The sequence below is a fragment of the Bacillus sp. OV166 genome (assembly GCF_900177675.1).
GTDB lineage: Bacteria > Bacillota > Bacilli > Bacillales > Cytobacillaceae > Neobacillus.
In genome coordinates, this window is the sequence record NZ_FXWM01000001.1 from 4,634,877 (window position 1) to 4,648,847 (window position 13,971).

A 13,971-nucleotide genomic window follows, 5' to 3' on the forward strand; every position below is an offset into this window, starting at 1 on the left:
TTACCTCCCTACAGGTGTGCTTTTGGCTTTTTCTATAAATGTTTGAATCTTTTTTAAATCCTTTTTCCCATCGGTTTCTACCCCTGAGCTAACATCCACCATATATGGCCTAATAATTTTTATCGCTTCTTCAACATTGTCTGCATGCAAGCCACCAGCTAGGATGACTTTTTGGCTATTAATCAAGTGAGGATTGACCTCATTCCAATTAAACACCGTTCCATTTCCGCCTCTATATTTTCCTTTGGGACTGTCGAGTAAAATAAAGTCACTTGGAAAATCAGCCAATTCTTCTAAGCTTTCATTCCCTTGAAAACTGATTGACTTAATGACAGGCAAGGAAAGCGATTCACTGAATGATGCTGTTTCATCTCCGTGTAATTGGATATGTGTCAGACCCACAGTGGAAGCGATTCTTTCGATATCATCTTTTGTTTCATTAACAAAAACACCGATCTTAAACACCTCTTTAGGTATCTTAGCAATTATCTCACGTGCTTTCTCAATCGAGATCCTGCGCTTACTATCTGCAAAGACAAACCCAATAGCATCAGCACCATATTGAGCCGCCGCAACCCCTGTTTCGACATCAGTAATTCCACAAATTTTTACTTTCATCTATTTACACCTTCATTAAGGGGCAAGCGAAAGTCTAAAAAGGATTGTTTCACATTTGCACTTTTCATTAATGCTTCTCCCACTAAAATCCCATTCGCTCCTGCATTTCTAACACGTGCTACATCCTCTTGGTGATGGATCCCGCTTTCACTAATGAGATACGCGCCAGTGCTTTTTACAATGGAAGCTAATGTCTCTGTCACCTCAAGCGAAACATGAAAGGTTTTTAAGTCGCGATTATTTACTCCAATCAGCTTTGCACCTGTCTTAAGTGCACTCTCCAATTCCTTCTGATTATGAACCTCCACCAGTACCTCCAAGCCTAAGTTCTTAGCATATTGAAGGAGTTCAACCAATCTCTGATCGTCTAATGCAGCTACAATAAGTAAAATGATATCAGCCCCATTGGAAGAAGCAAGATTTATTTGCATTTCATCAATGATAAAGTCTTTACAGAGAATCGGCAGATTTACCTTGCTCCGAACAGCTCTTAAATCGGAGAAAGAGCCCTTAAAAAAGGTTTGGTCTGTTAGTACAGAAATAGCAGAAGCGCCATATTCTTCATATAACCCCGCCTGAAAGGAAGGATCAATCAGATTATTAATGATTCCTTTTGAAGGAGATGCTCGCTTAAATTCAGATATTATCGATATTTGTTCTGCTGTTTTCAGTTTTTGAATTAAAGATCTTTTCGGCTGGTTTGTACCTTCGAATAGTTGGTTTCCCTCTCGAAGGAAGAGAACTTCTTTTTTCTTTTGGTCAATGATTTTATCTAAGATTGTTGCCACTTATATCGCCTCTTTCTGACCCGCTGCTTGAGATTTTTCAATCAAAGTAGCTAATTTTTCATAAGCAGCACCAGAATCAATGATTTCTTTCGCAACATTGATCCCATCCTGAATGGAGTTTGCTTTACCTGCTGTATAAATTCCTAGTCCGGAATTAAGTAAAACCGTATCACGGTAAGCACCTTTTTCCCCTTTTAACACATTAATTAATATGTCAGCATTTTCCTTTGAGTCTCCACCCTTAATACAGCTGTTATCATATTGTGGGAGATTGACTTCTTCTGGGAGGAATGATTGATTAGCAATTTTCCCATCTTCTAAAATGGTTAAATAATTTTCCCCCTGAAGTGATGCTTCATCCATGAAACCTGCACCATTAATAACAATAGCCCGCTTACGTCCTAACTTCAAAAGAACTTCAGCAAACACATTCAATAAATCTCTCCGATATACACCCAACAATTGATAGTCCAACTCAATCGGATTGGTTAGTGGTCCGATAAAGTTAAAAATGGTTGGGATCTTCAATTGTTTTCGAACTGTCATGACTTTCTTTAACTTTGGATGAACGTTTGGTGCGAATAAGAAGGATAATCCTATTTCCTGAAGAATTTCTTCTGTTCTTTCTGCGGAAAGATTTAAATGGATTCCTAAGTATTCCAGCACGTCCGCACTGCCCGTTTTACTCGAAACACTTCGATTGCCATGCTTGGCAACAGGAATTCCAGCACCAGCAATAACAAAAGCAGACGTAGTACTCACATTAAAACTGGAGGATCCGTCCCCACCTGTTCCACAATTATCAAGAACGCCTGAAAATTTCTCATTAAATTTCAGCGTATTTGCCTTCATCGCTTTTACAATCCCCGTAATTTCTTCAACTGTTTCTCCTTTAGATTTCAAGCCCATTAAAAAGGCAGCAATTTCAGATTCGGAAACCTCCTCACCCAAAATGAAATGCACGGCTTCTTTCATCTGGTTTTCAGAAAATGATTCACGTTCAGCTAATTGGAGTAAATAATTCTTCACTTTTATTCATCCTCTCTATCTCAATTAAAAAGTTTTTTAGGATTTGTTTACCTGATGGAGTACCAATCGATTCCGGATGAAACTGAAGACCGAAAACGGGATATTGACGATGTTTTATGGCCATGATTTCCTGGTCATCATCAGAATGAGCAATGCACTCAAGTTCCTCCGGAATACTACTCTTCTCAATAATTAATGAATGATACCGCATCACTTCTAATGGGTTGGGAAGACCGTTAAATAATCCATCGCTCCGATGTGTAATCAATGATGTTTTACCATGTTTGATAAGGGCAGCTCTGTGAATCTCCCCACCGAAAGCTGCACCAATGGCTTGATGGCCGAGACAGATTCCTAAAATAGGGATTTTATTAAAAAACGTTTGAATTAACTCGATACAAATTCCTGCATCCTCTGGCTTCCCTGGTCCCGGGGAAAGAATAATGGCTTTAGGATTTAAATCTCTGATTTGGTCTATGCTTAATTGGTTATTTCGTAAAACCGTAATTTGTTCACCTAATTCCCCTAGATACTGATAAAGGTTGAATGTGAACGAGTCAAAATTATCAATCAGTAAAATCATTTCTCACCCTCCAAGAAAGAATTAAGTTTATTTATTGTCTCTTGATATTCGGACTCTGGATTTGAGTCATAAACGATACCAGCCCCTGCCTGTATATATGCTGAACCCTCTTTTAAAATCATCGTTCGGATGGCAAGGGCAAAATCCATATTTCCGTCTGCTGATAAATAACCAACAGCCCCTGAATATAACCCTCGTTTTGATTTTTCCAAGGAGTTAATAATCTCCATTGCCCGAACCTTCGGGGCTCCTGAAACAGTCCCAGCGGGCAGGCAGGCCGCGAGGGCATCTATTGCTGTTTTATCAGCATTTAACTGCCCGCTTACTTCAGAGACAAGATGCATCACATGCCGGTATTTTTCTACCGCCATATACTTATCTACTTGAACGGAACCAAAATCGCAGATCTTGCCAAGATCATTTCTGCCGAGGTCAACAAGCATCTTATGCTCAGCAAGTTCTTTTTCATCATTTTTTAATTCCTTTTCAATCAACAAATCTTCATCGTTTGTTTTCCCACGTCTTTTGGTCCCTGCAATTGGGTTTGAAATAACTGTGTTGGCTCTTGTTTTAATTAAACTTTCAGGGGATGATCCAATGACGGTATAAGCATCAAAATCAATATAAAACATATAAGGAGTAGGATTATTCGCACGATGTTTACGATATAGCGATAATGGTTCTCCGTTAAATGTTGATTTCATTCGTCTCGAAAGGACTACTTGAAATATATCACCTGCTAAAATATGCTCCTTCGCCATTTCTACATTTTTGATAAAGTCTTCTTTGTTTGTTTCGGATTCAAACCCTGAGAAATAAAATGGCTCCTCTGCTGGGTAGAAGGTAGGCTGTTTTAGCTCCTCTATCCTTTGATTGATTCTTTTTTCAATTAAAGCGTTATCGCTCTCCTTGGCTAAAGGACAACCACAAATCAAGACCTTGTCTTCAAGATGATCAAAGACAATAACTTCTTCATAAAACATTAAGTGTACATCCGGCATTTCCATTCCATTTGAATATTCATCCCCAATTACTTCATATTGCCTGATAATGTCATACCCCACGTACCCGACCGCTCCTCCAATAAATGGAAAGGGAAACTTCTCTTCATAGCTCATTGGCGGCATAAGTTTTTTTAATATTTCGAGAGGGTTGCCTTTTAAAACTTTCTTTTCTCCATTCCGCTGAATAATCTCATTATTATCCCCCTTCGAAATAAGTTCGAAAGCTGGGTCTGCACCAATAAAGGAATATCGCCCAGAGTCATTGTACTTATGAGAACTTTCCAATAAGAACTTCTTTTTCCCGCTAATTTTTTGTAATATGGAGATTGGTGTAAGCATGTCTCCTTCGATCTCGTTTATGATATAACTAGGTTTAATTATCATGTTTCGACTCCTTTCTAAATAAAAAAAAATCGTCCTCTATATGCGCAATTAATTACGCATATAGAGGACGATTCTATGGTCGTGGTGCCACCTCCGTTTGAAGCAGTGGATAAAACCTGCTTCCTCTTCAGATACGGAACAATCCGTTCGATATCCTATCCTTTTAACGGTGGAGTTCCGTGCATCCCTACTCTTACTTCAAGATGCCTCTCACAAGTCCATTCCACAAATCCTTTCTTATCGGGCTCCCACCTACCCCGACTCTCTTGGAAGAAATAAATTAGTGTACTCCTCTTGCTCAACGAGTTAATTATTAAACTTTAGTGTTGTTTGACTTTTATCCTACGCAAATTCCAAGTGAAAGTCAAGTGAAAGATTTAGAAAATTTCAAATCAATCCTTTTCCATTTAAAGGATGCCCTAACTAGGGTTTTTTGAAGTGATTAAGCGAATAGTAATAGTAGCAAATCATGAAGGCGGGATTGAAGATTAATGGAACATATTGAACATTTAAGCCAAAATCCAAAAGCTGTAAAAAAGAAACAATCTGCAGCCGGACAAAAGCGGTCCAATGAGATATCTAATCAAAAGTGGGCAATCGTCTCACTGTCTTCCATTCCTTTAGTCATGACATTGGGAAATTCAATGTTAATACCAGTTCTACCTTCAATGGAAAAAAAATTATCAATTACATCTTTTCAAACGAGTATGATTATTACTGTTTATTCGATTGTCGCCATTTTTTTAATACCTGTCGCAGGATACCTATCAGACCATATTGGTCGAAAAAAGGTTATTATCCCCAGTCTCATCATCGCCGGAATTGGCGGTTTAATTTCAGGATTTGCCTCATGGAAACTTGATGACGCCTATTGGATTATTTTAGCTGGCAGAGCACTGCAAGGGGTCGGAGCAGCAGGTGCGGCTCCTATTGTCATGCCATTGGTTGGTGATATGTTTAAAAACGAAGATGATGTCAGTTGTTGTTTGGGTCTAATTGAAACATCCAATACGTTTGGGAAAGTATTAAGTCCTATTTTAGGGGCTTTTCTAGCGGGATTCATATGGTTTTTGCCGTTTTTTTCATTCCCTGTATTTTGTGCCGTTTCCGTTGTGTTGATCATATTTCTGGTCAAATGTCCAAAAACAACCGAGAAACCAATTCCTTTCAAAGAGTTTTTCATTAACGTGAAAAAAACCTTTACTGAAAAGGGCCGTTGGCTATACGGTATCTTTTTTATTGGTGGAATACTCATGCTAGTCCTTTTTGGGATTTTATTTTATCTTTCGGAAATTTTTGAAAAAGAATACAACATTAAGGATATTAAAAAGGGATTTTTTCTTGCATTACCACTAGGAGCACTTTGCCTATCATCGTTTATAAGCGGTAGGGTGATTAAGAAAAATAAAATATTGATGAAATGGATCACGTTTGCCGGAATCCTCGCAACAGCCTTATCCATTGGTGCACTATGGTTTTCGATTAAGCTTTGGTACATGATTACCATGTTTCTTATTAGCGGAATTGGAATCGGTGCAGGCCTTCCATGTCTAGACGCTTTAATTACCGAAGGCGTTGAAAAAGAAGAAAGAGGAACCATTTCATCAATTTATAGTTCCATGAGGTTTATTGGAGTTGCTGCTGGACCTCCGATTATTGCATTGTTATTAAAGCATGCGATCCATTGGATTTTTATCCTCTTAGGCAGTCTAAGTATCATTGCTGCACTTGTCGCATTAATGGCTATAAAACCCAATGCACAAGGACAAAAGAGCTGAGGAATCCCTCAGCTCTTTCATTTTGTAATTATTTCACTGGTTTTTTTAAGAAACCGATTAATAGTGCTGATACAACTGATCCAACTAAAATAGCTAGTGCGTAAAGAAGGGCACCATTTTCAACCAATGGGACTACAAATATTCCACCGTGTGGTGCACGGAGACCAATTCCGAACGCCATTGAAAGTGCACCTGCGATGGCTGAGCCTGCCATAACGGAAGGAATGACACGCAATGGGTCTGCTGCTGCAAATGGGATTGCCCCTTCGGTAATGAAGGATAAGCCCATTACATAACACGCTTTACCAGCATCTCTGTCTTGGTCATTAAATTTATTTTTGAAGAATGTCGTTGCAAGAGCAATTGCTAGCGGTGGCACCATACCAGCAGCCATAATCGCTGCCATCGGCTCATAAACACCACTTGCTAATAAACCTGTTCCAAATACATAGGCTGCTTTATTCACTGGACCACCCATATCAAAGGACATCATCAGTCCAAGCACAATCCCTAATAGTACAGCATTACCCGTTCCAAGTCCTGTCAACCAATCCGCAATTGTTCCATTAAGCCAGGCAACTGGTTTATTCACTACATAAAGCATAATGAATCCTGTAATGGCAATTCCAAAAAGAGGGTATAATAAGATACTTTTAATACCTTCTAAAGATCTAGGCAGTCCGGCAAATACTTTTTTCAGAAGAAGGACAACATAACCAGCGAGAAAACCCGCAACTAAGCCTCCAAGGAAGCCTGCTCCGCCACTTGCTGCCATCATACCGCCTACCATACCTGGAGCAAAACCTGGACGGTCTGCAATACTAAGGGCAATAAATCCTGCAAGAACAGGTACAATAAGCCCAAATGCGTTGCCGCCGCCAATCGTCATTAATGCTTCTGAGATTTGGTTATAAGATGGATCGTCAGGCTTAAAGGAGTTATAACCAAACATAAAACAAATTGCAATTAGAATTCCACCGCCGACAACAAACGGAAGCATGTTGGAAACACCATTCATTAGGTGCTTATAAAAGCCTGTACGTGACCCTTTTTGATCAGATCCGTTTTCACTTTGTCCGCCATTTCCTCGAAAAATAGGTGCATCCTGCTTTAGCGCTTTGTCAATTAATTGTTCTGGGCGACGAATTCCTTCTGCTACTGCTGCTTGAATGACATGCTTGCCGTTGAATCGTTCCATTTCCACATTGATATCTGCAGCAATAATGACTGCTGTTGCATTTTCAATTTCCTCTTTTGTGAGGACATTTTTTGCGCCGCCAGAGCCATTGGTTTCAACCTTAATATCTACACCCATTTCAGCTGCTTTTGCTTTTAAGGAGTCGGCGGCCATATAGGTATGTGCAATACCAGTTGGACATCCTGTAACAGCAACAATTGAATTCTTTTTACTTATTGTTACTGTTTCTTGTTTTTCTTCTTTATCATTTCGGTTAATGGTGTCAATGATTTCTTCAGGAGTGGTTGCCTTTAGAAGATCGTATCGGACTTCCGCTTTCATTAACAAACCAGAGAGTCGAGCTAATGCTTCTAAATGTGTATTATTCGCACCATCTGGAGCAGCAATCATAAAAAATAGATGTGCCGGTTTACCGTCCAATGATTCATAATCAACACCTGCAGCTGATTTACCAAAGACAATAGCGGCTTCTTTCACTACTTTTGTTTTAGCATGCGGGATTGCGATCCCATCCCCAATTCCAGTTGTACTTTGCTCTTCACGCTTTAGAATCGCTGCTTTAAATTCAGTACGATCCGATATTTTCCCCGCATTAAAAAGAACATCAACCAGTTGATTAATCGTGGCTTCTTTTTGATTGCCTTCAATATTTAAAAGAATCGTATTTTTTGATAACAATTCAGTAATTTTCATGGTTTTCTCTCCCTTAACGAATCTCTTTTATATGAACTTGTGGAAGGAGTTCTTCTACTTTTTCCTTAGTACATAAACCTAGTGAAAAGGCTGTTGCACTACCTGATGCCACACTGTAACGAAATGCTTCTTCAATATTTCTGGTCCGCACGTAGGCAGCCAGGAAACCAGCGACCATGGAGTCCCCTGCCCCAACTGAATTTTTCACTTTCCCTTTTGGAACTTCCGCAAAAAGTGTCATTCCGTTATTTATCAGTACCGCTCCTGCGCCTGCAAGAGAAATAATTACATTTTTCGCTCCCATATCCACGAGTCTTTTTCCATATGGGATGACTTCATCTGGGCTAGCAATGGTGGTGTCAAATAATTCCCCCAGTTCATGATGATTCGGTTTGATTAAAAATGGGTTATAAGGAAGAACCTTTTTTAATAAATCACCTTCAGCATCAACAACAAATTCTGCTCCACTTTCACTGCAAATTTTCACTAATTCCTCATAGGTTGTTTTAGGTAAGCTAGCGGGGATACTTCCAGCTAGGACTAATAGATCATCTGCTCCTAATTGGTGAATTTTTTGTTTAAGAAGTTTGAAGTTTTGTTCTGAAATATTTGGACCGATAGCATTAATTTCTGACTCTTGACTGGTCTTAATCTTTACATTGATTCGAGTATCTTCATCAACCTGAACAAAGTCTGTATCAATTTTTTCATTATGAAGATATTGCTCAATATAAGCTCCAGTAAAACCACCAATAAATCCAAGTGCCTTACTTTTGGTACCAAATTGGTTTAATACCGTTGAGACATTTATCCCTTTTCCACCAGGAAACTTCGCCTCATTTATTGTTCGATTTAATTCTCCTATCTGAAAGCTCTCTAATTTGACTATATAGTCAACTGACGGGTTTAAAGTTAATGTATATATCATGATGTCACTACCTTTATAGTTGTTCTATTTACGTATTGCTTCTGTGTTTCGTCATCTACATCATTAGTGATAATAGTTGCTTCATGGATATCGGCAATTTTGGCAAACGAGATTTCAGAAAACTTTGTATTATCTGCTAAAACATAGGTTTCTCTTGAAAGAGACATTGCTTTTTGCTTCACCATTGCTTCCTCCTGGTCTGGAGTTGTAAATCCAAATTGTGGATGGATGCCATTAACACCTATGAAACATTTATCAAAACGGTAGAGGTCTAAGCCTACGAAGGCTCCCCTTCCGATGAAAGCATTTGTATTCGACTTCGCCAAACCGCCAATTAAATAGGTCGATATGCCTTTTTCTAATAGTGGCTTTAAATGCATTAATCCATTCGTGACAACAACGATTTCCTTTAATGGCAGGAATTCAATCATTTCAATCACAGTGGACCCAGCATCAAGATAAATACAATCACCTTCCTCCACTAAATTCGCTGCAAATTGAGCAACCAATCGTTTTTCTTGAAGGTTTTTGGAGGATTTCTCAATCATACTTGGCTCTTGAAGTTTCCCCTGTAATCTTGAGGCACCTCCATGGATCCTCTTTAGAAATTTTTGGTCTTCTAGCAAAGAGAGGTCTCTTCGAATTGTTGACTCCGAAGACTCGGTTAACTCCATAATTTCATTGATTTTAATAACATTTTTATCTTTTAACAATTGTAGTATAATTCGATGACGTTCTGGTGTTAACAAGTCATCACCACCTATTTTTTTATTCTTCTTAAGTACATAATACTGAAAACGATTGCAAAAATCAATCATTTTCTTTCAAAATCATTCATAAATTGAATGATTTTGAACGTTATTTGAATTTTCTTCTATTCCTTACATATTCTTTCAATAAACTCGACGTTTTATCGTGTTTATAATAATATAAAAACCGCCAGAAAAAATTTCTGGCGGTTTTTGCATGTTCTTTATTGATACGGACTTAACCATTCAGGGTCCCTATTAATACATAGAGGACATTTCTCTCTTGCAAACTGAAAGGTAGAAAAGGACTGCCCACAATCTATGCATTTTTTTGTATGAAAAGGCTAGCCTGTATCCCTTATTTTCTTTATTTCTGGTATTATTTGAACTGCATTTTCTAAACAAATATTGGAACAATCTGTACAGTTTACACACTTCTCGCTTTTAATTTTTTAAAAATGAGTCCTTTATACTAAACACTTTTTGCGAACATAATGAAAAACAGGCTTTACATAGAGTACATTTTCGTATTTCAAATAATAACTTGCCATTAGCAGGCATCATAAATAGCAAATGGAGGAGCTTATAAAATTTTTTCCTTGATAAGAAAAACGGCTGTAACTGAATATGTATTGGCACTGTCGTTGTTGTCATCAATTCTCTCTCCTTACTTGTGAAACAATTCACATGAATATTTATAACCTGTTACTCACTTTTCCTATAAACCCATTTGTTTTTTTACAGATATATCTTACCTTATTCTTGCAATATAATAATCCCATTTATGGAATTATTCACATTTATTTCAAATTGATTTGAAATTATTATGTAAAATTAACACTATTCGAGAAAAATATTAATAACAGTGCTACTTCTAGTTTTTCTTGTTGATTTAAATATGTGTATAATAATTAGGATGAATAATTTGAAGAGGATGATACACTTGAACATTACTGGACACTCAGTTGAAAAATTGGAAGATCCATTCGGTTTATTATCAGGTGACCGATATGAGTTTTTCTTAGATCTTGATGTAGATGAAGAGGATGAGCTTTATTCGGATAAAGGAATTGGCCTAAGGGCCATTTTCGTCAGCGACGAAAATGGTGACAAAATAACCAACTTTTATCTTTATGAACAAGGGAGCGAAAAGGTGCTTGACTTTGATCTGGAAGAGGATGAAGAAGAACTGGTCCTTGCCTATTGTAAAGATAACGCAAAAGAATAATAAAAAGGCAGGGAGAATGAAACCTCCCTGCCGACAATTTGATCACATAAAATTCTTACTATGATTGTGAATTACTTGCAATTCTTTAGTACTTTCAGTCATTTCACTTTTGCAGATCGGACATAGTGGCACATCAGTGCTTTTAAAATTGTCGCGAATCCAGCATTTACAAGTCTCTGAACTACATACCCAAATTTTAGTTTCTTCTAATTTGATTTCCTCATCATTTTTTCTACCAAACGCCAAAACGATCACCCCTTGTAATTAGTGCATGACTGTTTTTAAATACTTAGTTTGCTAGCTAAATAATATGGAAAATATCAAATACATCATTTAGCAGTATCCTGTTGACTTTCAAACCATTCTAATTGTGCATAAATCATATATATAAAAGGTGATGCTTAATCATGGTGCATCACCTTTTTTTAAAAGAATTAAACTGTTTTAACGTTAGAAGCTTGTGGTCCGCGAGCGCCTTCAACGATTTCAAAAGAAACTGATTGGCCCTCTTCTAAAGTTTTGAAGCCTTCTGATTGGATAGCTGAGAAGTGTACGAATACGTCTTGACCGCCTTCAGCTTCAATAAATCCAAATCCTTTTTCTGCATTAAACCATTTAACTTTACCGTTGTTCATGGAAAAACCCCCAAAATATAGTTCACTTTTAATTTATCCTACATTTAAAAAAATAAAAAAGACGCACTAACACGTTTGGGCAATAGACATCACCCACATTTTCGTGCAGTTACGACTACTTAAACCAATAAATATTTAACTAACTTAAAAGCGTACCTTTATTTTATCTCATTTCGGCTATTCAGTCAACAAAATTTCAAAAACTAGGAAATTCAGAGAATATATATCAGTTAAAAATATAATAGTTTCCTATCACTCACCAGCAGTCAGATTTTTTACTTTGGGGGTGAATTGTATTCCAAGAGCAATGAACCCCAAATTGAGTTCATAGCTCTTTTTTGAAATTACCTTGTAAAAATATTTCCATGAAATTGACGACAAATTTCTGTAAATCCGCTTCCATGCCAATGTAATCAAGAGTATTAACCGGTTCTTTATCAGGTTTTGGTCGAAAATCAGCGATGCTTTTGCCTTTGGCATTACCAAATTCCTCCACTCTTACTCTTCTCGGGATATATTTTACGAAACCCGGTTCCGTTAATGCCATTAACGGGACCACATCATGTAGTGGTGCACCTTTAATTCCAGGCACATTCTTCTGATAGGCTTTATAGTAATAATCAAAGGCTGGTTTTAATAATGGTTTAAAGGGTGTCGGGCTATTTTTGCTGAGAAAGTCAATAATATCAGGAGTAATGAGTGCTTTATTCGTTATGTTTAGAGGAAAAAGATGAATATTATGAGCTTTTTCCATAACGGTATCTGCCGCAATTGGATCCACATAAAAATTCGCCTCAGCTTCAGCAGAAATATTTCCAGGGACCAAAAAAGCCCCTCCCATAATATAAAATGAGTTTACTCCCTTTAATGCGTCATTCCCATATAAGATAAACATCAATGCTAACTCAGTCAATCTTCCGACAGAAACAATCACAAGGTTTCCTTTATATTGAGTAACAATTTCAAGAATTTTGTTAATATCATAAACTTTTACATTCTGGATCGTATCTGGCGGCTTGATTGGTCCTAATCCCTCTTTGCCATGTATCTCAGGGTAAAACACAATTGATTCACCTGATATTGGTCCTGCTGCACCTGCTATGATTGGAATATCTTCTCTCCCACCTAAAGTTAACAGGTAGGCTGTATTCTTAACCGATTTTTCTTTCGGTGTATTTCCATAACCACTGACAATACCAACTAGGTTTATTTTCGGATTAAGCAAGGCATACATGATGGCAAACGAATCATCGATACCAGGATCAGCAATCATGAGCACATTATAAGCCATAGCCTCTCCTCCATTATTCCAATTTTCTATATTTATTAAAATTATGCAAAGAAAATGGTTGAAAGAACATGAAAAACCGATCCGAGAGAATTCGAATCGGTCGTTAGCAAATTTCTTAGATTATGCTTCCTTTTTGACTCTTGTTGCTGCTTTCTTTCTAGGAGCTGCCGCTTTTTTGGGTTTTGTGCGATCAATTGATGCCTGTAATGCTGCCATTAAGTCAGTGACATTTGACGCTACTTCCTTCGTTGCGGCTGATACAGTTTCTTGTCCACTTCTTTTAGACTCAATCAATTCCAACAATGCAGTCCGATATTCATCAGTGTATTTTTCCGGCTCAAAATCTGTTGTTAATTGATCAATCAGTAAGATAGCAGTGTCTAATTCTCTTTTCGTCACTTTGTCTTCTGAAGGTACACTAGGTACATCACCGGCTTTACGAACTTCATCAGGATAATGAATTGTTTCCATGACTAAGACATTTTCATATACCCGTATAACGGCTAATTGCTCCTTTGATCGAATGATGATTTTGGCAAGTCCAACTTTTTGAGACTCCATCAATGCCTTTCGAAGCAAGGAATAGGCTTTTCCGCCCCCCTCACTGGGAGACATATAGTAGCTTCTATCATAATAGATCGGATCAATTTGTTCCATTTTTACAAAATCAATAATTTCGACCGCTTTCTCTTCGTTTTCTTTTCTTAACTTTTCGAGTTCTTCATTATCAAGGACAACAAACTTCCCTTTTGTATATTCATATGCCTTAACGATATCCTCTGGCTTCACTTCTTCCTCACATACAGAACAAACTTTTTCATATTTAATCGGGGCATGACATTTGTTATGCAGGGTCCGGAGCTTTATATCTTTATCTTCTGTCGCCGTATGGAGCTTGATGGGAATGTTTACAAGTCCAAAGCTAATACTGCCCTTCCACATCGTATGCATCGTTAAATTCTCCAATCTTTTTGTTAATATTGTACGTCACCAAAACAATCACATTCCTAAAAACAATTGGAAAAGGATGAAATCGACGATAATTAAACAAAATAAACTAAAAAA

General features: G+C 37.6%; 14 protein-coding genes and 1 other annotated feature. Of the genes, 2 read left to right on the top strand and 12 right to left on the bottom strand.

Annotated elements, in window-relative coordinates:
* The 5 genes from CCK98_RS22640 to trpE are packed head-to-tail and all read right to left on the bottom strand — an operon-like array spanning position 1 to position 4,406.
* Positions 1 to 618, bottom strand: a complete 618-nt coding sequence (locus tag CCK98_RS22640) for a phosphoribosylanthranilate isomerase (protein ID WP_088088635.1) — start codon at positions 616 to 618, stop codon at positions 1 to 3.
* Entirely contained in the window at positions 615 to 1,406 is a 792-nt protein-coding gene (gene trpC / locus CCK98_RS22645) for an indole-3-glycerol phosphate synthase TrpC (protein ID WP_088088636.1), read from the bottom strand. Before trpC ends, CCK98_RS22640 begins: the two co-directional genes overlap by 4 nt.
* Positions 1,407 to 2,435, bottom strand: a complete 1,029-nt coding sequence (gene trpD, locus CCK98_RS22650; protein WP_088088637.1) for an anthranilate phosphoribosyltransferase — start codon at positions 2,433 to 2,435, stop codon at positions 1,407 to 1,409.
* Positions 2,407 to 3,018 (bottom strand): aminodeoxychorismate/anthranilate synthase component II, encoded by a 612-nt coding sequence (locus CCK98_RS22655; RefSeq protein ID WP_088088638.1) that lies wholly within the window; start codon positions 3,016 to 3,018, stop codon positions 2,407 to 2,409. Before CCK98_RS22655 ends, trpD begins: the two co-directional genes overlap by 29 nt.
* Positions 3,015 to 4,406: an anthranilate synthase component I gene (gene trpE / locus CCK98_RS22660; RefSeq protein ID WP_088088639.1), complete on the bottom strand. Its 1,392-nt coding sequence runs from the start codon at positions 4,404 to 4,406 to the stop codon at positions 3,015 to 3,017. The genes CCK98_RS22655 and trpE overlap by 4 nt, the downstream gene beginning before the upstream one ends.
* Positions 4,407 to 4,466: 60 nt before the next feature.
* Positions 4,467 to 4,717, bottom strand: a binding site (T-box leader).
* A gap of 180 nt (positions 4,718 to 4,897) precedes the next feature.
* Here trpE and CCK98_RS22665 point away from each other — a divergent pair.
* Positions 4,898 to 6,184: an MFS transporter gene (locus tag CCK98_RS22665; protein WP_088088640.1), complete on the top strand. Its 1,287-nt coding sequence runs from the start codon at positions 4,898 to 4,900 to the stop codon at positions 6,182 to 6,184.
* Positions 6,185 to 6,212: 28 nt separating this feature from the next.
* On the opposite strand, the gene CCK98_RS22670 is transcribed toward CCK98_RS22665, so the two are convergent.
* Genes CCK98_RS22670 through CCK98_RS22680 form a run of 3 tightly spaced genes read right to left on the bottom strand, consistent with a single transcriptional unit; the run spans position 6,213 to position 9,752 of the window.
* Positions 6,213 to 8,075: a PTS fructose transporter subunit IIABC gene (locus CCK98_RS22670; RefSeq protein WP_088088641.1), complete on the bottom strand. Its 1,863-nt coding sequence runs from the start codon at positions 8,073 to 8,075 to the stop codon at positions 6,213 to 6,215.
* A gap of 13 nt (positions 8,076 to 8,088) precedes the next feature.
* Positions 8,089 to 9,003, bottom strand: a complete 915-nt coding sequence (gene pfkB / locus CCK98_RS22675) for a 1-phosphofructokinase (protein WP_088088642.1) — start codon at positions 9,001 to 9,003, stop codon at positions 8,089 to 8,091.
* The gene (locus tag CCK98_RS22680) at positions 9,000 to 9,752 is read right to left on the bottom strand and encodes a DeoR/GlpR family DNA-binding transcription regulator (protein ID WP_088088643.1); all 753 of its coding nucleotides are present in this window, start codon (positions 9,750 to 9,752) and stop codon (positions 9,000 to 9,002) included. The genes pfkB and CCK98_RS22680 overlap by 4 nt, the downstream gene beginning before the upstream one ends.
* Positions 9,753 to 10,686: 934 nt before the next feature.
* Between CCK98_RS22680 and CCK98_RS22685 the strand changes: the two genes are divergently transcribed.
* Complete coding sequence (locus CCK98_RS22685) at positions 10,687 to 10,980, top strand: DUF6509 family protein (RefSeq protein ID WP_088090517.1); 294 nt, start codon at positions 10,687 to 10,689, stop codon at positions 10,978 to 10,980.
* Positions 10,981 to 11,022: 42 nt separating this feature from the next.
* Here CCK98_RS22685 and CCK98_RS22690 read toward each other — a convergent pair whose 3' ends face one another.
* The 4 genes from CCK98_RS22690 to CCK98_RS22705 form a co-directional block, all read right to left on the bottom strand.
* Positions 11,023 to 11,226 (bottom strand): cold-shock protein, encoded by a 204-nt coding sequence (locus tag CCK98_RS22690; RefSeq protein WP_179195903.1) that lies wholly within the window; start codon positions 11,224 to 11,226, stop codon positions 11,023 to 11,025.
* Between the two features lie 188 nt (positions 11,227 to 11,414).
* Positions 11,415 to 11,615 (bottom strand): cold-shock protein CspD, encoded by a 201-nt coding sequence (gene cspD, locus CCK98_RS22695; RefSeq protein WP_088088644.1) that lies wholly within the window; start codon positions 11,613 to 11,615, stop codon positions 11,415 to 11,417.
* 325 nt (positions 11,616 to 11,940) lie between these two features.
* Positions 11,941 to 12,906, bottom strand: a complete 966-nt coding sequence (locus tag CCK98_RS22700; protein WP_088088645.1) for a nucleoside hydrolase — start codon at positions 12,904 to 12,906, stop codon at positions 11,941 to 11,943.
* Positions 12,907 to 13,026: 120 nt separating this feature from the next.
* Positions 13,027 to 13,857 (bottom strand): Ku protein, encoded by an 831-nt coding sequence (locus CCK98_RS22705; RefSeq protein WP_088088646.1) that lies wholly within the window; start codon positions 13,855 to 13,857, stop codon positions 13,027 to 13,029.
* Positions 13,858 to 13,971 lie beyond the last annotated feature (114 nt).